Annotated in this window: 22 protein-coding genes; 13 read left to right on the plus strand and 9 right to left on the minus strand. The window is 50.9% G+C overall.

The window, feature by feature from the left end; translation table 11 throughout:
* Positions 1–11: 11 nt before the first annotated feature.
* From HA51_RS00220 to HA51_RS00250, 7 genes are all read left to right on the plus strand, one after another.
* Positions 12–1178 (plus strand): mandelate racemase/muconate lactonizing enzyme family protein, encoded by a 1167-nt coding sequence (locus HA51_RS00220; RefSeq protein WP_084931115.1) that lies wholly within the window; start codon positions 12–14, stop codon positions 1176–1178.
* Between the two features lie 11 nt (positions 1179–1189).
* Entirely contained in the window at positions 1190–1966 is a 777-nt protein-coding gene (locus HA51_RS00225; protein WP_084931116.1) for an SDR family NAD(P)-dependent oxidoreductase, read from the plus strand.
* A gap of 46 nt (positions 1967–2012) precedes the next feature.
* A complete protein-coding gene (locus HA51_RS00230; RefSeq protein ID WP_084931117.1) occupies positions 2013–3017 on the plus strand; it encodes an ABC transporter substrate-binding protein in 1005 nt (334 codons plus the stop codon).
* Between the two features lie 69 nt (positions 3018–3086).
* A complete protein-coding gene (locus tag HA51_RS00235; protein ID WP_084931118.1) occupies positions 3087–4607 on the plus strand; it encodes a sugar ABC transporter ATP-binding protein in 1521 nt (506 codons plus the stop codon).
* Complete coding sequence (locus HA51_RS00240; RefSeq protein WP_084931119.1) at positions 4604–5584, plus strand: ABC transporter permease; 981 nt, start codon at positions 4604–4606, stop codon at positions 5582–5584. Before HA51_RS00235 ends, HA51_RS00240 begins: the two co-directional genes overlap by 4 nt.
* A 9-nt stretch (positions 5585–5593) precedes the next feature.
* Entirely contained in the window at positions 5594–6598 is a 1005-nt protein-coding gene (locus HA51_RS00245) for an ABC transporter permease (RefSeq protein ID WP_084931120.1), read from the plus strand.
* A gap of 109 nt (positions 6599–6707) precedes the next feature.
* The gene (locus tag HA51_RS00250; protein ID WP_158087341.1) at positions 6708–7394 is read left to right on the plus strand and encodes a GntR family transcriptional regulator; all 687 of its coding nucleotides are present in this window, start codon (positions 6708–6710) and stop codon (positions 7392–7394) included.
* A 6-nt stretch (positions 7395–7400) separates the two neighbouring features.
* Here HA51_RS00250 and HA51_RS00255 read toward each other — a convergent pair whose 3' ends face one another.
* The 5 genes from HA51_RS00255 to HA51_RS00275 form a co-directional block, all read right to left on the minus strand.
* Positions 7401–8036: a GntR family transcriptional regulator gene (locus tag HA51_RS00255; protein ID WP_084931122.1), complete on the minus strand. Its 636-nt coding sequence runs from the start codon at positions 8034–8036 to the stop codon at positions 7401–7403.
* 137 nt (positions 8037–8173) lie between these two features.
* On the minus strand, positions 8174–9106 hold the full coding sequence (locus tag HA51_RS00260; RefSeq protein ID WP_084931123.1) for a sugar kinase: 933 nt from the start codon (positions 9104–9106) through the stop codon (positions 8174–8176).
* Positions 9107–9164: 58 nt separating this feature from the next.
* A complete protein-coding gene (locus HA51_RS00265; RefSeq protein ID WP_084931124.1) occupies positions 9165–9821 on the minus strand; it encodes an RraA family protein in 657 nt (218 codons plus the stop codon).
* Between the two features lie 26 nt (positions 9822–9847).
* Positions 9848–10807 (minus strand): C-terminal binding protein, encoded by a 960-nt coding sequence (locus tag HA51_RS00270; protein ID WP_084931125.1) that lies wholly within the window; start codon positions 10805–10807, stop codon positions 9848–9850.
* Between the two features lie 117 nt (positions 10808–10924).
* The gene (locus tag HA51_RS00275) at positions 10925–12265 is read right to left on the minus strand and encodes an MFS transporter (protein WP_084931126.1); all 1341 of its coding nucleotides are present in this window, start codon (positions 12263–12265) and stop codon (positions 10925–10927) included.
* Positions 12266–13008: 743 nt separating this feature from the next.
* Between HA51_RS00275 and HA51_RS00280 the strand changes: the two genes are divergently transcribed.
* Positions 13009–14244, plus strand: a complete 1236-nt coding sequence (locus HA51_RS00280; protein WP_084931127.1) for an L-dopachrome tautomerase-related protein — start codon at positions 13009–13011, stop codon at positions 14242–14244.
* A gap of 41 nt (positions 14245–14285) precedes the next feature.
* Here the strand turns inward: HA51_RS00280 and HA51_RS00285 are convergent, their stop codons facing one another.
* On the minus strand, positions 14286–15626 hold the full coding sequence (locus HA51_RS00285) for an MFS transporter (protein WP_084931128.1): 1341 nt from the start codon (positions 15624–15626) through the stop codon (positions 14286–14288).
* A gap of 212 nt (positions 15627–15838) precedes the next feature.
* On the opposite strand from HA51_RS00285, the gene HA51_RS00290 reads away from it, so the two are divergent.
* The 4 genes from HA51_RS00290 to HA51_RS00305 all read left to right on the plus strand — a co-directional run bounded on the left by HA51_RS00290 (position 15839) and on the right by HA51_RS00305 (position 18926).
* Complete coding sequence (locus HA51_RS00290; RefSeq protein WP_084931129.1) at positions 15839–16477, plus strand: bifunctional 4-hydroxy-2-oxoglutarate aldolase/2-dehydro-3-deoxy-phosphogluconate aldolase; 639 nt, start codon at positions 15839–15841, stop codon at positions 16475–16477.
* 175 nt (positions 16478–16652) lie between these two features.
* A complete protein-coding gene (locus HA51_RS00295; RefSeq protein WP_084931130.1) occupies positions 16653–17192 on the plus strand; it encodes a 2,4'-dihydroxyacetophenone dioxygenase family protein in 540 nt (179 codons plus the stop codon).
* A 236-nt stretch (positions 17193–17428) separates the two neighbouring features.
* Complete coding sequence (locus tag HA51_RS00300; RefSeq protein ID WP_084931131.1) at positions 17429–18154, plus strand: SDR family NAD(P)-dependent oxidoreductase; 726 nt, start codon at positions 17429–17431, stop codon at positions 18152–18154.
* A gap of 55 nt (positions 18155–18209) precedes the next feature.
* Entirely contained in the window at positions 18210–18926 is a 717-nt protein-coding gene (locus tag HA51_RS00305; RefSeq protein WP_158087342.1) for an IclR family transcriptional regulator, read from the plus strand.
* Here the strand turns inward: HA51_RS00305 and HA51_RS00310 are convergent.
* Both HA51_RS00310 and HA51_RS00315 read right to left on the minus strand, forming a co-directional pair.
* Positions 18923–19822, minus strand: coding sequence for a LysR family transcriptional regulator (locus HA51_RS00310; protein WP_084931133.1), 900 nt, complete (start codon positions 19820–19822; stop codon positions 18923–18925). The two genes, HA51_RS00305 and HA51_RS00310, sit on opposite strands and share 4 nt — an antisense overlap.
* 54 nt (positions 19823–19876) lie before the next feature.
* Positions 19877–20572 (minus strand): type 1 glutamine amidotransferase domain-containing protein, encoded by a 696-nt coding sequence (locus HA51_RS00315; protein ID WP_084931134.1) that lies wholly within the window; start codon positions 20570–20572, stop codon positions 19877–19879.
* A gap of 273 nt (positions 20573–20845) precedes the next feature.
* On the opposite strand from HA51_RS00315, the gene HA51_RS00320 reads away from it, so the two are divergent.
* Complete coding sequence (locus HA51_RS00320) at positions 20846–21358, plus strand: SRPBCC family protein (protein WP_084932000.1); 513 nt, start codon at positions 20846–20848, stop codon at positions 21356–21358.
* 3 nt (positions 21359–21361) lie between these two features.
* Here HA51_RS00320 and HA51_RS00325 read toward each other — a convergent pair whose 3' ends face one another.
* Positions 21362–22228 carry a LysR family transcriptional regulator gene (locus HA51_RS00325; protein ID WP_084931135.1) on the minus strand — a complete coding sequence of 289 codons (867 nt, stop codon included), beginning with the start codon at positions 22226–22228 and terminating at the stop codon, positions 21362–21364.
* Positions 22229–22288: the final 60 nt, after the last annotated feature.

A 22288-nucleotide genomic window follows, 5' to 3' on the forward strand; every position in this document is an offset into this window, starting at 1 on the left:
AGTGAGCATAAATGAAAATAAAATCAGTGAGCTCTCACCTTTTGCGCGTGCCGTTGGGTGATAAAACTTTCTATTCGTCTCAGGCAGCGTTCCCGGAAAGAAACAGTTACCTGGTGCGGATTGAAACCGACACAGGACTGGTGGGATGGGGTGAGGGAGGCCAATACGGTCCGGCTCAGCCGGTGGCGGCAGTTGTGGACCATGTGTTCGCACCGCGCATATTAGGCCGCGATCCCACCGAACCCGTAAGGATATGGGAGGCGCTCTATGCGTTTTCGCGCGATTTCGGTCAACGCGGAACCTATATTGAAGCGTTATCTGCCATTGATATCGCGCTATGGGATATTGCCGGGCAAGCAGCGGGGTTACCTGTTTGGAAATTACTGGGGGGGCGCTTTCGCGACAAAATTACCGCCTATGCCACGGGATGCTATTACCCAGAGGATTTCAGTCATCTCCCTTCGCAGTTAACGGCTTTGCATGAAGAAGCTGCGGGTTATGCCAACGCAGGTTTCGGTTTGCTAAAGGTGAAAATTGGCTTGCTCTCACTCGAAGATGATATCGCCCGCTTACGCACTATCCGCGAAGCCGTTGGCCCAACTATTGGCCTACTGGTCGATGCAAACCATGCCTACAACGCTGCAACCGCTGTGCGCATGGGGCGCATGATGAAAGACCTGGGCGTACTGTTTTTTGAAGAACCGGTGGTGCCAGAAGATCGCGAAGGCTATCGCAAAGTGCGTGCAGAAAACCCTATCGCGGTGGCCGGAGGTGAGTGTGAATTCACCCGTTATGGATTTCGGGATTTCATCGCCAGCGGTTGTGTTGACATTGTGCAACCCGATTTGGCCGTCTGTGGCGGTTTCACCGCTTTTACCCAGATTCTCACACTGGCGAATAGCTGGGGCGTGTCAACGGTGCCTCATGTCTGGGGATCGGGCATTGCGGTTGCCGCTGCACTGCATGCCGTAGCCACCATTCCGGCGTTTCCTTTTACTGCAAACGCGATACCGCTACTGAATCAGCCGGTCATTGAATTTGACCGCAAACACAACCCACTGCGTGACGACCTGTTACACCAACGCTTCGAACTGATTGATGGCTGCCTAGCGGTACCCGATGCACCCGGTTTGGGAGTCACGGTGCGTGACGACATACTCGACCAATATACTTATTGAGGAGAATCACCATGAGATATCAGGGGAAAAACGTATTAATCACCGGTGCTGCAGCTGGACTTGGCCAAACAATCGCCACGTCGTACGCCCGTGAGGGGGCATCCATCGCCATTATCGATTTTGCCGATGCCAGCGACACGGTGGCAAAAGTGCAGGCCAGCGGCCAACAGGCTGTGGCGTTTAAGGCAGATGTGCGTGATCAAGACGCCGTTCAAGCGGCAGTGAATCAAGCGGCGAACGTCTTTGCCGGCCGCATCGACGTGCTGATTAACAACGCCGGTTTCAACGGTCACTACAATCTGGTGGAGAATATGCCGCTGGCGCAGTGGCGAGAAACGTTGGACATCAACCTCACCGGTACCCTGCTGGTGACACAAGCCGTCATTCCCTTTATGAAAGCTCAGGGCGGCGGCGCGATTGGTATTACCGCTTCCAATGTGGCTCGGCGCGGGTTGCCTTATCGCGCTGATTACGTCTGTTCAAAGTGGGCGTTGTTAGGGTTGAACCAGACACTGGCGCTCGAATTGGTTGATCATCATATTCGCGTCAATGCCGTTTGCCCCGGACCAATTGAGGGCGACCGTATTGAAGATGTGATGGTGCGCCAGGCTGAGGCTGAAGGTAAGAGCCTCAAAGAGATGCGCAAAGCTTGGGAAGAGGCCGCACCAATGAAACGCTTTGTGACGGCGGAAGAAGTGACCGCTGCGATGATGTTTTTAACCAGTGATGCAGCCAGCGCCATGACGGGGCAGGCACTGAATGTCACTGGTGGATTCTTAATGACCTGACAGCAATCTCAACTACAAACCTCACCCTACAATCGAGGAAGTCAAAATGAAAACAACAAAAACCTACGCCCTCGCTGGCGCGATGACGCTCGCTCTACTTTCGGCTTCTACAGCCAGTTGGGCAAAGGAACTGGTGGCCTTTTCACAGGCGGGGATGGAAAACGAATGGCGCGTAATGGATACCAAAGACATGGAGAAAACCTTCAAAGACGCGGGCTATGACTTTGTCTGGACCAACGCTAACTCTGACCCGGCTAAACAAATCTCCGACATTGAGGATTTGCTGGCGCGTCAACCTGCGCTCTTGATCGTGGCTCCCATCGAATACGAACCTCTAGCCCCCGTGCCGGACATGGCCACCAAAGCAAATGTGCCGTTGATCGTGGTAGACCGCGCCTTGCCAGGTGAACCGGGTAAAGGCAAATGGTTGGCCTTGCTCACCACCAATTTTGTCGATACCGGTGAACTGGTAGGAAAAGATGTGGTGAAAGGATTGACGGAAAAGAACGGTGCGCCTAAAGGCAACTTGCTGCATATCACGGGTAATAAAGGTGCCTCGCCGGTGGTGGATGAGCAGAAAGGGTTGGATAACGTGCTGAGCAAATACCCAGATATCAAATTCGTTGCCAGCTGTGATGGGCTTTATTCCCGAGAGCCGGGCCGTAAATGCGTTGAAGACCTGTTTCAGGCATTCCCAAAAGGCAAGATTGACGGCATCGTTTTTGACAGCGATGACATGATGATAGGCGGAATTCAGGCCATTAAAGCCGCTGGCAGAAAGGAGTTGTTAGGGAATCTGTGGGGCAAAGATGGCACAGTTGATGGCCTGCAAGCGATGATCAACGGTGAGGCACGCTTCAGCGTGCAGACCCCGCCTTTCTTCGGCGCGAAAGCGTTGGAAGTCTTCAAACTGTTCCGCGCAGGTAAGCCTATCGAGCCAAAGACACAATATGTACCCAAGGAGATTTTCCAGCGAGATACCGAGCAGAATCGAGCGCGTTTGCCACTGCGTATTCAGGAATTGAAAGCGATGGGTGTTGGCTGCTGCTAAATCCGGTTAACGCAGGTGACCGTGACGGCTGCCTGCTTTCTCATTGGCAACAACACCAGGGAATACGATATGCAAGCTCAAATGCAACCATTGGCCAGACTTGAAGGCATCAAAAAAAGTTATCCGGGTGTTAAGGCACTGAGCGGAATAGATTTTGATCTGTTATCCGGCGAAATCCATTGTCTGGTCGGCGAGAACGGCGCGGGGAAATCGACGTTGATGCGTGTGCTCACCGGGGCCACACAGCCCGATAGCGGCACAATTTATATCGATGAGAAACCTACAGTACTGGATGCCAAAACCCGTCTCGATCACGGTATCGGTATCGTCTGGCAGGAACTGGATTTAATTCCTGCGATGAGCGTCGCCGAAAATATCTATATCGGACATGAACCCATGCTAAGCCTGGGACGTATTGATCATCAGATACTGCGTCAAAATACCCAAAAGCTTCTGAGTAACTTTGACCTGGATGTCTCACCTGATACGCGAGTCGATCGCCTTGCACCGGCTCAACAGCAGTTGGTGCAGATTGCCAAAGCGCTCAGCCATAACAACCGCATTTTGATTCTCGATGAGCCAACGGCTTCGCTAACCAATAATGAAGTCGCCAACCTGTTTGATCTGCTGCGCAAATTACGGCAGCAGGGACTGGGCATCGTTTATATTTCTCACCGTCTGGAAGAGTTAACTGCTATCGGGGATCGGCTCACCGTGCTGCGCGATGGACACTTTATTCTCACCGCTCAGGTCGCCTCACTCAGCCATAACGACATTATTAAAGCAATGGTAGGGCGCCCCCTTGCAGAACAGTTTCCACGCGGTTCCCGTAAAACTCAGGCTATTGGCTTAGAGGTGAAAGAGTTAGGGCGCCACGGAGAGTTTGAAGAGATAAGTTTTAGCGTCAATCAAGGCGAAGTGCTCGCAATTGCCGGCATTATTGGTGCGGGTCGCAGTGAACTGCTTGAAACCCTGTTTGGCTTGCGTAAAGCAGACAAAGGCAGCATCAGCATCAATGGTGTCGCGGTGAATATCCGGCACCCCCGTGACGCAGTGCGACTCGGTTTAGGGCTGGTACCGGAAGAACGCCGCGAAAGTGGACTGATTCTTAACCGCGCAATTAACGATAACCTTATTTATCCCATCATTAACCGGCTGGGCAATATTTTGCATTTTAGCCGCAGTCAAATGCGGGCGGTGAGCGACCGTCTCATCAAACAGTTATCCATTAAAGCACCTTCAGGACAGGCATTAGCGGGGAGTTTGTCTGGAGGGAATCAGCAGAAAATCGTGATTGGCAAGTGGTTGGCCGCTGGCGTGAAAGTGCTGCTGCTGGACGAGCCGACGCGCGGCGTAGATGTGAATGCCAAAGCAGAAATTTATCGGTTGATTGATGAGCTGGCACAAACCGGTGTCACCGTGGTGGTGGTGTCATCTGAATTACCTGAAGTGTTGGGCATTTCGGATCGCGTACTGGTGATAGCACAGGGGCGCCAGACCGCACTACTCACTACCGCAAATACCAGTCAGGAAGAGATTATGGCTTTTGCCGTTGCTAGCAAAGCCATGCCGCAGCAGGAGGAAGCATGAATTCAACCCTTTTAAACAAAAAAGAGACACTCTCTCTGCATCGTCCTCTTGGCGAAAGTATGCTCAAAAAATTGTTTTCAGCTTGGGCACTGGTACTCATCTGGATAGCTATGGCCATTGTGGCCTCGATTATCTCCCCGGTTTTTCTGACCAGTATCAACATCACTAACATTCTTAATCAGGCCTCAATACTCGGTATTCTCGCCTGCGCACAGTTTCTGGTGGTACTGATTGGCGGATTTGATCTGTCCGTCGCGGCGATTCTGGCGCTTTCCTCAGTGATATTTGCCAGCGCGGTGCCTGTTTCAACGGGATTGGGCATGATGTTGGGATGCCTGGCGGGCGCGGCGCTGGGGCTGTTGAGTGGCATTGCTGTCACCTGGGGACGGGTACCGCCAATGATTGCGACATTGAGTGTCATGGGCATTGCGCGTGGGATGGCGTTCGTGGTGTCAGAAAAGAGCGTTGCTGTACCGATGGCAAAACTGGCGAGCTATAAATTCAGTTTTTCGGTGCTCTCGCTGCCAGTACTGACATGGCTGATTGCGGCTGTCGTACTTTACTGGATGCTGAGTTCGCTACGTTTTGGCAGAAATCTGTATGCCATTGGGGGGAACGAGCGTGCTGCAGGTCTGGCTGGGATCGGTGTGCGTACCCATAAGATCATCGTATACACCTTGGCCGGTGCTTTATCGGGTTTGGCTGGGTTGATGCTGGTGGTACGCACTTCATCGGGGGTGCCACACGTGGGTCAGGGTTGGGAGCTGGATTCCATCGCCGCGATTGTCATCGGTGGAGCGCGCTTGTTTGGTGGTGAAGGCAATATTCTCAAGGCCATGATGGGCGTGATTATCTATCAAACCATCGCCAATGTGATGAACCTGGCCAGCCTCGACCCTTTCTATCAAGATATTGTCAAAGCGCTGGTCATTATTATCGTCGTCGGTGCCACAGTGATGCGTGCAGAAAAGGTGTAGGAGAAGAACATGACAACACAAACAGCAAAAACGGGCTCGAACCTGCGCAATCCGGCTTTCTGGCAAGACAACGGTACCGTGGTGGTGCTGATCGCTTTTATTCTGGTCGCGACGGCGGTATCCGGCGGGGTGTTTATCCGTCCGGAAAACTTAATCACCATTGCCTATCAGGCCTCGATTGTCGGTGTGCTGGTGCTTGGCCAATCATTAGTGGTGATATCCGGCGGATTAGATCTCTCTATGGTCGGTATTTTAATCCTTTCGGCAGTGATTATGGGCGGTGCGGGATCGGAACAACAGTCTATGATGCTACTCGGGGGCTTGCCTTATATCGGCTTGTGGCCAGCTGTGGTTGCCGGATTTTTGACGGCGCTGGTGTTTGGCTTGCTCAATGGATTAATGGTCACCCGGCTGCATATTCCTGCTTTTATTGCCACGCTGGCGAGCACCTTGCTGCTCAGTGGTATCATTTTACTCACCACCGGCGGCGCACCGATCTACTATCCCGATCCTTTTTTCACCCAATTTGGCAATAGCATTTGGTTTGGCCTGCCAGCGCCGATTTATCTCTTTGTCTGCATGACCGTTATTGCCTGGTGGATGCTTAATCGGACCCGCTTCGGCAGAAAACTTTACGCCATCGGCGCAAATGCGCGTGCCAGCCATTATTCAGGAGTGAGCGTTAATAACGTGCGTTTGTGCGTTTACATGCTGAGTGGTTTGTCTGCAGGAGTCGCAGGATTCATGTTCCTGAGTCGAACCGGCTACATCGCCGCGGCTTCAGGCGGGGATATGCTGATGACCACTATTGCTTCTCTGGTGGTTGGGGGGGTCAGCTTGTCGGGTGGCTTTGGCGGGGTCAAGCATGCCATCTCAGGTGTATTGTTACTGGCTGCGCTCAGTAACTTGATGAACATCCTGCTGATTTCGCCCTATGTGCAAAATGCGATAAATGGCTTTGTGATTCTGATCGCCGTGTCAATATATAGCCATATTCATCACGATCGGGCATAGGTAAAATAGGGTGGACTTGTTTCACCCAATATCGCTACGTAGACTGATATATAATATTTCAGCGCCTTAGTGGCTAGCTGTTTAATGAGTGATGTATTGGATGACGCAAATGACAAAAAACACAACTGATGCGCTTCCCGCGATTTCTCTGGAAACACTCGGCAACCAAATTGTCGATGCATTGAGTCAGGAAATCATTTCGGGTCGATTAACGCCCGGGCAGCGTGTTGACCTCAGCTACTACGCAGCACAATGGAATATCAGTATTACGCCAGTGCGCGATGCCGCGCGAAAGCTGGAAGCGCTTGGCTTAATAGATATTTTTCCACGTCGTGGGGTATTCGTAGCCACGCTGAATGCCAGGGACGTGAAAGAGTTGTTTGATGTGCGTATTGCGCTGGAAAGCGCCACGATTCGGCTGGCAACACCGAATATTCCACGTGAAGAGGCAGAACAAACCCGTGCGCTCTATCTACAGGCAGGGGAAACTTTGCATCAACAGAGCGTTGAGCATTCCTTGCCAGCCGTTGATTTGCTCATTCATAAGCTGGCACTGCAGTATTGCGATAATGCCAGATTAAGTAAAATGATGCAGGAGATGTGGAGCCAGATTGAATGGTGTCAGAACACTGTCGCCTCGCAGCTGCAAGAGCCTTTTTTGACGACGTTACCCGAACATATTGCGGTTTGCGATGCCGTGATAGCAGGGGATGCGGAAGCGGCTTCACGGGCGATGCATCGCCATCTCACACTGACTTCTGAACGTATTCAGCGTTTACTGATTCACTCTGGTTAAAAGAGATCACAGCAGACCCCAGTAGGCACCATATTCCGGCAGAATATGTCCCTGTAAAGCGTCTAAAGCGGTGTCGTAATCGTTTTCACGTAGCGCTTTAACAATCGTCACATGTTGCTGATAAGAGCGATTCATATGCTCATCATTGCTGCCCATGTAGTGCCGAATGGTCGCCATGCGTGAAGAGATCAATATGTAAGCCTGGGTCAGGTAAGGATTTTGGCACCAGTTAAAAAGCGCCTCATGGAACAGGTTATCGAGCCGGATATATTCGACTGTTGATCCGTTGCTGATGCAGTAATCCATGTTATCGAGAATGGCGGAGATCTCCTGCACCAACTGTTTGGGATTCTTCTTCAGCGATAACGACATGGCTTTTGCTTCGACATAGAAACGAAATTCCAGAAGATCCTTGAATTCCACATCATTCAAGCTAAACACAAACGTGCCACTTTTAGGTTTGATCTGAACCAGACCTTCGCTTTGTAGACGACGCAGCGCATCACGCACTGGCGCTTTACTGGCTGCAAGCCGGGTCGCCAACGCGGATTCTGATAGTTTGCCGCCCATAGGCAGCGAACCATTAATAATCATGTCCTTGATTCGCTTATACACTACATCTTTCAGAAGGTCCTGCGCCATGCTGTGTTACGTCTCCATTGCCTGCGGGTTGCCTAAACGGCAGAAGCAGTCTTTATACCAGATAACCGCATGGTCGGACATGCACTGAAAGCGTATCGCGCATCCATCCGGATGCGCGTGATCAACAAAAACGGAACTCAGTTGAGAGAATGTACAAACGCCTCAACACTGGTACGGGTAGGAATAGGTGCCACCGCACCGTAGCCCGTGGTGGTGAGCGCCGCCGCCGCATTAGCATAACGCAGCGCTTCAGCAGGCGCGTTTCCAGTCAGGAACTGGGTGAGGAAAGCGCCTGAGAAGCAGTCTCCTGCACCTGTGGCATCAACAGTTGCCACACGATGTCCCGCCACGCGCAATCGCTGTTGCGGGCTGGCATACATAGCCCCTTCACTCCCCATCTTCAGTACCAGATGTTTAACCCCCAGGTTGAGATAGAAATCGGCGATAGCATCGGCATCTTCTAGCCCGGTGAGAAGTTTTGCCTCATCAAGGCTCGGCAGGCAGATATCGACCAGACGCGCCACTTCATGAATGACGGCACGCGCACGCGCTAGCGGCCATAGCTTCAGGCGCAGATTGGTGTCAAATGAAACCTGTGTGTCAGATTGACGCGCCAGATCGATAGCAGCAAACACACTGTCACTGGCAGAATCACTGATAGCGAGCGTAATCGCTGAAGTATGCAGCAGGTGCGCCTGCTGAATGGCGGCCTGCGGCAAATCACTTGGGCGAACGAGCGACGCGGCGGACCCTTTACGATAAAACGTAAAATGATGCCCCTCTTCGTCATGAGTAATGAAGTAAATCCCGGTTGGCGCATCGTTGTGGCGGAGCACGAAGTCGGTATTGACGCCTTCTTGCTGCCATAAGGCGATAAACTTATCGCCAAAAACATCTTTTCCCAGTTGCGTCAGCATGGCGACTTTCGCGCCTTGTCTGGCGGCACTGACCGCAAAATTCGAGGTATCACCACCAAAACCGCTGAGATACTTGGTGGGAATTTCACCCTGAGGCAGTTCGCTAAATTCATAAAGCGGTTCGCCGAAGGAGAGAATATCAATGGTTTTCATAACAGAGATCCTGTGGAGTACGCCCTGAAGATCTTCAGGGCGTATAAAGGCAGGGGTATTAAATACGACCGTACTTCGCCAGGCCTTCACGCAGTGAGCCAGACGCAATGATCAGTTTGGCCTGTTCCAGTTCACGGCTGTCAATGGAAACAGACAGTTCAAGTACGGCTTCAACATGCTCTTGCGGTACACAGACTACGCCGTCCACGTCGCCAATGATTAAGTCACCAGGATGCACGGTTACATCACCCATTTGCACTGGCTTGTTGGATGACAGCGTTTTGAACCGACCCAGTGTCGTGCCTGGTGTCACCGTTTTGGCAAATACGGGGAAGTCGTAATCGCGGCGGATTTCAATTAGATCGCGCACGCCACCCATCAGCACGGCACCTTCATGTTTATTCGCCACCGCACCTGCCGTCATTAACCCGCCCCAAACCGCAACCGTTTCCAGTGCAGCGGCACCGCCAATCACAATCACAGAACCTGCTTCAGATTCATCAATCGCATCAAGCGCATGCTGAGGTGGGACTTTCTCTTCAGTGACGTCTTCAAGAATAGTGACGGCTGGGCCAACGATTTTTTTATCGTTGATACGGTTCTTCACCTCGAACGGCAGAAACATGGTTTTGCCAACGATAATGTCGCAAGCATCGGCAATGGATGCGGTTGAATAAATGGCGCGATAACCGTCAATGATTTCTTTGCTGTACATTATTTACTCCTTAGATATCGGAAATTTTATGGGTTAACCCAGTTCAGTGGTTTGTTGCCTTCGAAAATACGCAGGACTTCCTGCGCGGCTTTCCGCTGTAGTTCGGTCACGGACTCTTCCGTGAACCAGGCAGTGTGATCGGTGCAAATAACATTCGGTAATGTGAGGAGAGGGTGGTCCTGACGCACAGGTTCCTGTTCAAACACGTCCAGACCCGCGGCGAATAAGCGGTTTTCTATCAGCGCCTGATAAAGGGCATTCTCATCGATTAACCCCCCGCGCGAGGTATTCACCACGATGGTTGTCGGTTTCATTAAGGCCAACTGTTCTGCGCCTATCAGGTGGCGGGTCTTCTCTGACAGTGGGACATGCAGCGAAATCAGATCTGCTTGCTGGCATAACTGCTCAAGCGTGACTTTCTCAACACCCGCAGCCATGGCATCGGCATCATTTAACAGGGGATCGCAAACCAACATACGGCTAAAACCGATGCCGCTTGCTTTGGCGGCCAGGCAACGAGCAATGCGGCCAAAACCGACAATTCCGAGCACTTTGCCACTCAGGCGATACATCGGCTCTGCCTGGCCAATGTTCCACTGACCTGCATGAACCTGCGTGTTACGTGAGGTAATACGTCGAGTGGCTGCTAACAGCAGAGCCAGCGCATGCTCTGCAACATCTTCCGAGCCGTAGTCGGGCACATTGGCGACATAAATACCTTTCTCTTTCGCCGCCGCTAAATCCACGTTATCGACACCCACGCCATAGCGCACAATTGCCTGACATTTATCCAGCAAGGCGATGTACTCCAGTGGCAGCGGTGCCTCACGAATCATCAAAGCATCAGCTTGTAACAGGGCTTTTGCGCGCTCTTCCTGAGAAGCACTTTTGGGCACCACGATGAATTCAGGATTGAATGCAGCGAGGACTTTGATCTCTTCCTGGTAGTGTTCATAGCCCGGTTCGAGTACCACAATCTTTTTCATGATCATCTCAATCTGACATGTTAGTTTTAATTTATGGTGACGAATTTATACTGGGGTAACAAGAGTTGTTACCTTAAATAGTGATATTCATCACGTTTTTTTGGTTAATCTGAAATGTTAGTTTGTCACTGTAGTGGCGGATGATGGCGCGTCTTTTCGCTGCAACCATTTAATGATCATGACCGTGCAAAGGCCGCCAACCAGCATCACAATCGCCAGATAGATCATCGGTGCAGATGCACTTTGCATTTGGTCGCGCACCAGAGGGATGGTGTTTTGCGCGAAAAATCCGCCCAGATTTGCCAATGAGTTAATGGCGGCTAACCCCGCGGCGGCAGAGGCCCCAGAGAGAAATTTCGCCATGTTCCAGAAACAGGGTTGAATCGCAAACACGGACAGCACCACGCCACAGATAAAGGCAAAACTGATCGCGGGTTGTGAAAAGAAGTAGACCGATCCGACCAGACACAACGCGGCGGTAAACATCGGCATTGCAACGTTAATAAATGGATTATTTGTACGGTCCGGATTTTTCGTCAGCCAGCGCAGCAGCAGCATCACCAGCGCCCAGGGGATCATGTTAAGGAAACCATTGGCCATATCGGATACTCCAAAGGATTTGACGATAGTCGGCATCCAGTAGCTGATGCCATAAGCGCCAAAGCAGATGAAGCCATAAACCAGAGCCAGCGCTAACACGCGTTTATCCGTCAGCGATTTGAACAGCGTATCGACGGACTTATCCGCCTGCTCACGACGTTCAGCTTCCAGACGACCGATTAACCATTTTTTCTGTTCTGCAGACAGGAAGTTTGATTGTTCAGGCGTACCAGGGAAGAAGAAGAGTACAGGAAGGACTAAAACCAGAGCCAGTAGACCGGTGACCAGGAACAACCACTGCCAGCCTTCGTAACCCATGATGCCGTGCATGCTGAGCAGTGAGCCGTTAAGAGGTGCGCCAATCATATTGGCAAACATGCTGGCGGTGACCAGAAATCCGACAATCCGCGGACGATACTTGGTGGGGAACCACTGCGTAGAATAGAAAATCAGTCCCGGGTAGAAGCTGGCTTCTGCAAGGCCCAATATAAAACGCAACGAGTAGAACATGGTCAGGCTTTGCGTAAAGGCTAATGCAATCGTAATGATGCCCCAGGCGCAGAGGCTGAGGGCGAACCAGCGTTTTGCCCCCACTTTGGAAAGAATTAAATTCCCTGGCACACTAAATAGCAGGTAGCCAATGAAAAACAGTGAAGCACCCAATCCAAATGCAGATTCGCTCCAGCCCAGGCTGCTCACCATTTGCAATTTCGCAAAGCTGATATTCTGTCGGTCGATGTAGGCGACGACATACATCGCCAGCATCAGTGGAACCAACATCATGATGGTTTTACGTATCGTCGATTTTTCAATCTCATCAACGCTGTCAGACGCTGAAGGGTGTGTAAGTGAACTCATGGCGTTAACCCTGTTTCTTATGTTGTTTGAGAGCTCAGAGGAAATGATGAACTGAGCCGCCGCTCCAGAGGTACTTCTGGAAGTATGTAGAAGAGTGGATATATCAATCTGACATGTTAGATAATCTATCATCACGACATGGTTGCGCATGGTGATTGTTGGTTTTTTGTAGTTGCGATCACAACAACACATTGAATTAGAGAATTTATGTGATCAAAGTCTCAACGGATTGGACATCTGGCGTACAAATTGCTAACACCGAATACTTACATCTTCACCTATATGTGACATGTTAGATTTTGTGTGATTTAAAATGATATTTATCAATAAATTAAAAAAAATACGCCATGATTGAGATTGATAGAGGGAAGGGGAAGTGGACTGTAAATAACACGGTGCGGCGGGTTAATGTTAAGGGGACTTACCTTTTATGAAAAATGACATGTGATATAAATTAATGTGATATCCACAATAAAATTTAGTGATATTAAGTTTATTCTTCGAAATTTATTTTCTTGTAAGAAATTAAATGCATATAAATCATTATGATAAATTTAATTTTTGTTTCATCATTCCTTATTGTGTCTGATATTTATCGTCCTCTGACAGGGGATTTGATTTCATTGAAAATATTTTCTGTGAAGCGCAATGCGTTTTATAAATTTTAGTATCGAAAAAATAAACCCCGCGATGCTAGATTCTGACATGTCAGAATCGTCTGGCTTTAGACAGGGGAACATCAAATGGTTAATAAGAACTTTTCAGCGCAGGTTGCACTTTTACCCATGCTGGTGGCGGGTGTTTTCTCCGCTATGCCGCTGGTGGCAATGAGCGCCGCGCAACCCAAGCTTGAGGTGGTCGCAGAATGGAATCGTCTGCCTTATGACTTGGGCAATGCTGATGCAGAAGCCGCGTGGCAAAAGAATGACACTAAAGCGATGCTGCACGGCGTCAAAGTGGATGCTAAAGGTAATATCTATGTCAGCACCGCTCGCTGGGGTGGCCCAAAAGTACCGGCAACCTTATCGCGCTTAGTGAAGAAAGAGGGCAAGTGGCTGCTACAGCCTTTCCCTAACGTTGAGATGAACGACGTGAAAAATCCACTGGGATTGAAAGCCGTACTCGGCTTTGAAATCGATCGCAACAATGTGATGTGGATTCTGGACCAGGGACACATTGCAGGGGCACCAAACAAAGCGGGTGATGAGAAACTCATCGCCTGGGATTTGAACAGTAATAAGGAGGTGGCTCGTTATACCTTCACCAATGACCAGGTCGATTTTACCTGCTCATTCCTGAATGATGTGGCGGTCGATAACGATCGTGGCGTGGTATACATCACCGATTCCGGCATTATGTGTCATCCGTTGAAAGGTGCGCTGCTGGTCTACAACATGAAAAGCGGCCAGGCGAAAAAAGTGCTGACGAACCCGGAATGGGTCAACGATCAGCCTGGCTTCACCTTTAGCATTCATGGCGAAAAAGTCCTGAAAGATAAAGAGGGTAAAGCGAATCCAATGCTCACGGGCGCGGATGGCATTGCGTTATCGGGTGATAAGAAAACCCTGTATTGGACCAATCTGACCGGCAATCGCTTAATGAGTGTGCCAACGGCACTGCTGCGTGATTTCTCCAACAGCGAAGCGCAGATTGAAAAGGGTATTAAAGTCGTCAATACCCTGCCTTCAAACACGGATGGTATGACGGCAGATCGTGCGGGCAACCTTTACATGACGGCACTCACGCTGAATGGGCTGATGAAACGTGATGCGAAAACCGGCAAGGTTACACCCTACGTGACAGATGAAGCCATTGCCTGGCCGGATACCATTGGCTGGGGTGGTAAAGGCGATCTCTATTTTGTCAGCAACCATCTGAACTCATGGGTAGGGGGCGAGATGAATTTTGATAATCCAGCAGTGCCAAACTTCCGTATTTATAAAGTACATGTCGGTGGACAACCATATACTGCAAAGTAATTAACAAGAAAAGGCAGGATAACCTGCCTTTTTTACGGTTGTTAAAGCTGACCCTGCAGGGGTTGTCCCGCTCCAGCTAAACTCTCACCTTCACGCACAATCGGTTTCTTCACCAGGAACCAGTAACACAGGCCGCTCATTGCTGCGATCACGCCGCCGCTGATAAATGCCATAGCGTAAGAGCCGGTTGTGTCGGCGATAAAACCGGTCACCAAAGGTGATAATGCACCTGCAAAAAAACCGCCAAAGTTCTGAATACCGCAAACGGTTCCCACGATATCATTCGATGCTACATCTCCGGGAATTGCCCAGCAGGTACAGGAAACTGCGGACAAAAAGAACATCGCAATGGTCATCATTGCCAGCGCTGCCACCAATGAATCGCAGAAAGGAACCGCGACCGTGGTAACACCGCTGATTAATGCCGCTACCATAATGACGATTTTCTTGGCCTTGAGCGGTTCAGCGACGCGTCTGCCATCAATCAGCCATTTGACTGCGAATCCTCCAAGCGCTGCGCCTACAATTCCAGCCAGATAGGGGATACTGGCGTAAACGCCCATACTGCTTAGCGTCATGTTCTGTGTTTTCATCAGGTAAAGCGGCAGGAAGGTGACAAAAATATTGAATAGCCAGATGTAGCAAAACCAGCCCAACATCATGCCCCACATCGATTTGTAGCGGAAAAGCTCAGCCCATTTCACCCGAGATCCGGCAGGTTGTTGCGGCAGACTGCCTCCGCCATCAGCGAGGATATAGTCACGTTCGGCCTGTGTCATGCTGGGATGATTTTCTGGGTGACGATAGATGAAAAAGAACACCACACCAAAAATTACCCCCAGGCTGCCTGCAAGATAAAACAGGGCTCCCCAACCAAAGTGGATGCTCATGAACACCAGCAACGGCGGCGCGAAAGCTAAACCCCAGCGTGATGAAGCATCCCAGATCGAACTGGCCAGTGCGCGTTCTTTACGGGGGAACCAGATAGAGGTGATCTTGGCCGAGGTTGGCCAGCCAGGAGCTTCGGTCATGCCCAGCAAGCCACGGGCGGCTAGCAGCGCGGGCAGCGTGCTGCACAGGCCTGTCAGCATGGTGGATAACCCCCATAGCGTCGCCGCAGAAGCGTACACCTTACGAGGGCCAAAACGGTCGGCCAGCCAACCGGCAGGCAGTTGGCTAAAGGCAAAGCAGAGTGAAAACACCGAGCCCATTAAACCAATATCGGTATTGGTGAGATGAAGATCGCTCATCATCGAGGGGGCGGCTACCCCGAGACTTGCCCGATCAAGATAGTTGATAAATCCACCGACGAGCAAAATGAAAGCCACGCCCCATCGTTTATTACCACGCTGTGACGGAGGGGAAGGAATGAGAGGTTTCATTAAAGGATCCTGTTTTAATATGCCATCTGACATGTCAGAATAAGTAACATTTGGCAGTATTAATCCAAAAGCGATTTCTTCAATTGATTGGATTTCGATCACATATATCGATTTTATCAGCAAAAATGACTTGTTTAGTCGTCCAGTTGAGATAAGGAATTGCAGAGTTATCATTCAAAATGACATGTCAGATTTAACAAGGGGAAGTGCAAATGCGTGAAGCTCAGATAACGGCATTAGAGGTGATGCAAACAGGTCCAGTCATTCCGGTACTGGTGATCGAAAAAGTCTCGCAGGCGGTACCTTTGGCCAAGGCGCTCATTGCTGGTGGGATCAAAGTATTGGAAGTCACCTTAAGAACGGAATGTGCGCTGGATGCGATTGCGAAAATCGCTGAACAAGTGCCGGAAGCCATTATTGGCGCAGGTACGGTGATCTCGCCCAGACAGTTTCGAGATGTTGAGGCGGCAGGTGCCAAATTTGTCATCAGCCCAGGCGTAACGGACTCTTTATTACGCCATGCTGAAATGAGTGGAACGCCCTTTATTCCCGGTATCAGCACAGTGTCGGAGCTGATGTTGGGGATGGAAAGGGGACTGACAGCGTTTAAGTTCTTCCCAGCAGAAGCCAATGGCGGTGTCCAGGCAATCAAGGCGGTTGCTGGCCCTTTCTCCACTGTGCGCTTCTGTCCTACCGGTGGTATCACCCCCAACAATGCCAGCCAATATCTGGCGCTGCCGAACGTCGTTTGTGTCGGGGGTTCCTGGCTGGCGACCCCGCAAATGCTGCGTGAGGAAAATTTTGAGGCCATCACCCAATCAGCGCTTCAGACTAGCCGACTCAGAACCTAATTTTTTAATCAGTGCGGTACGGACAGTGCCGCATTTCCCCACAAACATCCTGCTTAATTAGTGATCTGTTCCGCACTTCTTCTCAAGAATTATTGCCAGCTTGTTAAATTTTGACGTTAATTAAATTCATATTATGGACTTGATGTCCACATTGTGGATTAATTGCGAGGTGATAATGAGCGAGTCTAAAACAAATCTGGATGCTGAAACGCTGCGTCGTATGCCCTATCAGTACGACCAACCGGGAGATATGGTGCCGGATTTAGTGGTGCCGAATGCTGTTCCCATTGATGAACGTATTTGGGTTCCGCAAGCAGAGAACGTCTGGTTTCGTCCTCTGTGTCTGAATCGATCTTCCGGATATTGGATGAATCTTTTACGGGTGAGGAAATCGGGTGTACTGAGCCGCCACCGCCATCCGGCACCGGTTCATGCTTACGTCATTAAAGGGCGCTGGCGTTATCTTGAACATGACTGGGAAGCCGTGGAAGGAGGGTACGTCTTTGAACCCCCTGGTGAGACACACACACTGGTGGTGGATGACGATGTTGAAGAGATGATCACAATGTTCCAGGTTCATGGCTGCATGTATTACGTTGATCCCTGGGGCAATCATATCGGGTTTGAAGACGTCTTCACCAAAATCGATATGTGTCGTAAACACTACGAATCCGTTGGCCTCGGGGCGGATTTCGTCGATCAGTTTATCCGCTGACCCCTGCAATGTTAGTCCTTAACCTAACAGTCTTAATCACCTGCATCGTCGAGACGAATATGGGTGGTTAATGTGGTACTGGCTGGGTCGTTGAGCATATAGCTCGGTATGACAATAGACTGATGGCTAGCGAGATTATCGCGGTAATTACAGCATGAGTTTACTTCCTACTGATAAACAACCGCTCCTCAAAAACGCCGATGTTTCCCTTCAAACTGATAAAGAGAACACGCGCTATGACGTTTAAAGCTGATTTATTTGCCGGAAAAACAGCCCTGGTAACGGGTGGGACGACGGGCATCGGTGCTGGCATTGCCAGCACCCTCGCAGAGTTGGGGGCTAACGTGATTGCAGCAGGCGTGCAGAGTAAGACACATCAACTGCCTGCGGCGCATCACATTACTGTTCAGGAGTTAGATGTACGTGACAATAACGCGATCCTGAACGTTATCAATGCGCTGCCACAGTTGGATCTGCTGATAAACTGTGCAGGTATTATTAGCCGGGAAAAAGAGCATCAGGTTGACGTGTTTGAAAACGTCATTGATATTAACCTCACCGGCACGCTACGTTGCTGCTCAGCTGCACGCAAAAAACTGGCGCAAAGTAAGGGATGCATCGTCAATACGGCTTCAATGTTAAGCTTTTTTGGCGGAGGCCTGGTGCCGGGATACAGCGCCAGTAAAGGTGGCATTATGCAGCTCACAAAATCCCTCGCGATTGCCTATGCCGCTGAGGGTATCCGTGTGAATGCGGTAGCCCCTGGCTGGATTGCGACTACTTTGACGCAGGCGCTGCAAGACGATCCATTGCGTGCGGAACCTATTTTGTCCCGCACACCGCTCAAACGCTGGGGAACGCCAGCAGATGTAGCGAAGGCCGTGGTCTTTCTGTGCAGCCCTGCAGCCTCGTTCATTACCGGCACAATTTTGCCGGTGGACGGAGGTTACTTAACGGCATAACGACTTAATGGAAAAAAACGCTGCAGTTCCGGGGACCGCCGCTTTTCAGAAATTTATGCGAGCCCTACAGGTCGTTTCCGACCAACCTCATCAATTGACCATTGGCACGCTGGCAAAAACGCTGGCGCTGCCACGTCCGACGACGCACCGCATTGTCGAGGCGCTATTGGCAGAGGGTATGCTGGTGAGTGATCATTTGGATCGCCTCGGACTGGGGCCGCGCTTTGTGGCACTGGCGTGGCGGTCGCTGGAAACCAGTGATATCCGTGCGGTGGCACAACCCTGGTTAACGCAATTGCGTGACGCTCTTGATGAGACGGTGCATCTGGCGGTACGCAATGGACTGGAAATGGTCTACATCGACAAACTGGAAGCGCATCGCACGGTTCGTATGGCTTCACGTGTGGGCACGCGTGTGAGCTTGTATTCCAGTTCAGTAGGAAAAGCGTGGCTTGCCGCGCAGCCTGCAGACGCACTGGATGGCTGGCTTGAACAACTGGACTTGCAATCTTTTACTGAGTACACACGCACCACCCGAGACGCTATTCATACGGAAATAGCCGTCACTCGCCAGCGCGGTTACGCAATAGACGATCAGGAGAACGAGTTAGATATCTGCTGTTATGGTAGCGCAATCCTCGATCCACGTGGTGCCGTTGCAGGCTGCATCAGCGTCAGCATGCCGACCTATCGTTTTGTGGAGAAAGACCAGGTCGCCACGCTGGTTCTGATTCAGGATTGCGTCAACCAGATACAGCAGCGTCTGATTTAAACGGCGGTTGAAAAGAGCAGATCACGTAACCAGCGGTGCCCTGCATCCCGGTGTGTGCGTTCATGCCAGACCACAATTTTGCTAAAGCCCTGAATGTCTAGGGGAGGCGGCAAAACAATGAGGCCGGGCAGGTCATAGGTTAATCGTTTTGGCACCACACTGATCAAATCACTGACGCGCAAAATCTCTGGCAGCACCAGGAAGCTGCAAACAGAGAGCGTGACGCGTCGTGTCCGACCACATAAAGCCAGCGCCTCATCGGTGACGCCGCTAAAGTTGCCTCCAACATAGGATACCAGCGCGTGATCATGTTCACAGAAGGTATCCAGTGTTAAACCTTCCGGCTGCGTGAGTGGATGGTCTGCCCGCAGTAAGCACACATACTCTTCGTCATACAGCGCTCTGGCATGCAGGTCAGGTGGGGCTGTCTCCGGCGTTATTAGCGCAAAATCAACGTCGCCGCGCTCAAACTGCGCGCTGAGCTGTTCGTTATTCACCGGCAATACCGCCACGCGAATACCGGGTGCCTGTAATCGCAAAGCGGCCATAAACGGCACAATGACGGCGCGCAAGGCATAATCCGTGGCGGCAATCTTCACCGTCATCTCAGCGATAGCGGGTTCAAATGCCTTAGGCTGCAATAATTCACTGACTTCAGCCAGAATTGATTTCACCGGCTGCGCCAGTTCTAACGCCCGCAATGTTGGAATGATGCCGCGCTGAGTGCGTGTAAACAAAGGATCGTCAAAGCACTCGCGCAGGCGCGTTAGCATTCCGCTGACGGCGGGTTGCGTGAGTGATAGTCGCTCGGCCGCGCGCGTCACACTGCGCTCATCCAACAGTGCGTCAAGTGCCTTCAGCAAATTGAGATCCAGATTGCGTATATCGGTTTTCATAAGCCCCGGCAGTGAAAGGCAAAAGTGAATTTATGCTGATAAGAGCGTTGCGTGTTATCCCGCCAGCAGCTGCTGGCAAAGCGCTTTGCCAATCTCGGAGGCTGACTGCGGATTCTGGCCTGTAATCAGTACGCCATCGGTCACAACGTTGCATTGCCAGTTTTCAGCCGCTTGATGTCGTGCTCCGCGTGCTTTCAGCGTGCTCTCCAACATAAAGGGTACTGCACCCGCCAGCCCCACTTCCATTTCTTCTGTGTCGGTAAATGCCGCGACGCGTTTACCTTTCACCAGATATTCCCCATTACTCAGCTTCACGTTGACCAGTGCGGCGGGACCATGACAAACGGCAGCGATGGGTTTATTGCACTCAAACATGTCGCGGATGAGTTTTTTAACGGCAGCATCATCCGGGAAGTCCCACATAGTGCCATGCCCACCTACAAACAGCACGGCACTGTAATCATCACTTTTGGCTGCAGCCAGTGGCAACGTGTGATTGAGTTGCTGCTGGAAATTGCCATCCTGCCAGTATCGTTGGTTAATTTCATCATCGCCGATTCCATAGACCGGAGGTTTTCCGCCTTTAATGGAAGCAAAGGCGACCGGCACGCCTGCCTGATTCAGCACATGAAGGGGATGCGTTAATTCTGGCAAATAAAATCCTGAAATTTCATGTCCGTTAACGATGCCGCGATAGCTGGTGAGTACCATCAGCACCGGCTTAATCAATTGGGTCTGGCCGATTGCCATATAATATCCTTAAGAATTTTAAAATAATAAAAGTTATGCGCCATTGCTCAATTTTTGACTGGATCCGCGCCCCGTCAGATTAGCGGATGTAGCTATTATGAAAACCCGCGTTAACTTATGAAGGTTATAAATTATTGTTATAGCCAGCGCGCTAACCGCCATTAGATATCACTAATTTTGATATCAAAGATAATGAAAGGCGATTGGTGTTATTTCTCCAGCAGACAGATACTTCACCTGTCCCTTATCACTTTTGAGAAACTATCAATGAAAATGAACGCGATTAACTGGCCGGAAGGCTTTGTACCGGGATTTGCCGATAACTATTGTTCAAACGAGGTCATTGTTGCAGGCTTGAGCACGCAAGATATCTGGCCGCTGCTGAATACACCTTCACTGTGGCCGACCTACTATCAGAATTCGGCTAACGCCCGTTTCTACGATAATAAAGGCCCAGAACTGGAGCAGGGCGTGCGTTTCTACTTCGAAACGTTTGGCTTCCCCGTTGAAGCCCAAGTTACAGAGTATGTCGCGCCTGTTGCAGGTGAAGCAGCCCGTGTTTCCTGGCACGGATGGGCTGGAGAAGTCGGCAGCGATGAACGTTTGGACGTATTACACGCTTGGCTTATTGAAGACCTTCCAGATAACCGCGTGCGCATCCTGACTCAAGAGACGCAAAACGGTAAACCTGCCGTGGAGCTGGCGAATGCCAAACCCAATCCAATGATCAACGGCCATCAGGATTGGCTGGATGGGCTAGTGGCCGAGGCTAAGTCCCGTCAGTAAAGGTTACATCTTGGCTTCCAGCCAGCCGAGTGCCTGCTGTGCCCGCGCAGAAAGAGGCCACTCAGCGCGGTGGATCAACCAGATGGTATCCACTAATGCGTTGCCTGCCTCGATTACCTGAATGCATTCCTGGCGGTGAAATGCCAGGCGTGCAAAGCGCGGCAACACGGTGAAGCCTAGCCCACGTGCTACCGGCTCGAGAATTAAGCTGATCTGATTACTAAAGCCGCGCTGTGGCAGATTACGCACACCTGGATTACCGGGAAAGCGTCGGCTCAGCAGACGCGTCGCCATTGCCTGACCATCTGGATGATCAATAAAACCCAGGGCTTCAAGATCTTCCCATCTTGTGGCTGCTGCGCCTGCTGGCACAACCAGCTCTAAAGGTTCTTCAGTAAATTTTTGTGCCACCAGACGTTTGTCATCGGGCTTTAGCGTCATCAGGCCCATCTCAAACCGGTTATGCAGCACGGCATCCATCACTTCGCTGTCCGGTGCAAAACGGTGACGGATGGTTAAATCAGGATGCTGTTGCTGCAAAGCGAGGAGCAGGGGATAAAGCCGCAACCCGATACTGCCGGGGGAGATAAGGCTGACTTCCCCGCAAGTTACGTCGCCTTCACTGAGTCGCAATGCCAGGTGACGCTGGGCACGATCTACCTGCTGGCAATAATCCAACAGTGCCCGACCGGCGGGTGTCAGTTCCAATGGACGCTTACTCCGCAGAATCAGCGGGCCGAGCTGTTGCTCAAGATGGCGAATATGTTGGCTGACGGCCGCTTGCGTAATACCCAGCCTCTCAGCGGTGGCCGTGAAGCTACTCACTTCGGCCAGTGTGGCAAAAGATTTAAGCCATTGTGGATTTAGCATAATGAAATTTTATAATTACCATAATTGAATCACTGTTTTCATTATACCTGTAGCGCCGTA

Source organism: Pantoea rwandensis (genome assembly GCF_002095475.1).
In the GTDB taxonomy this organism is placed as follows: Bacteria; Pseudomonadota; Gammaproteobacteria; order Enterobacterales; family Enterobacteriaceae; genus Pantoea; species Pantoea rwandensis.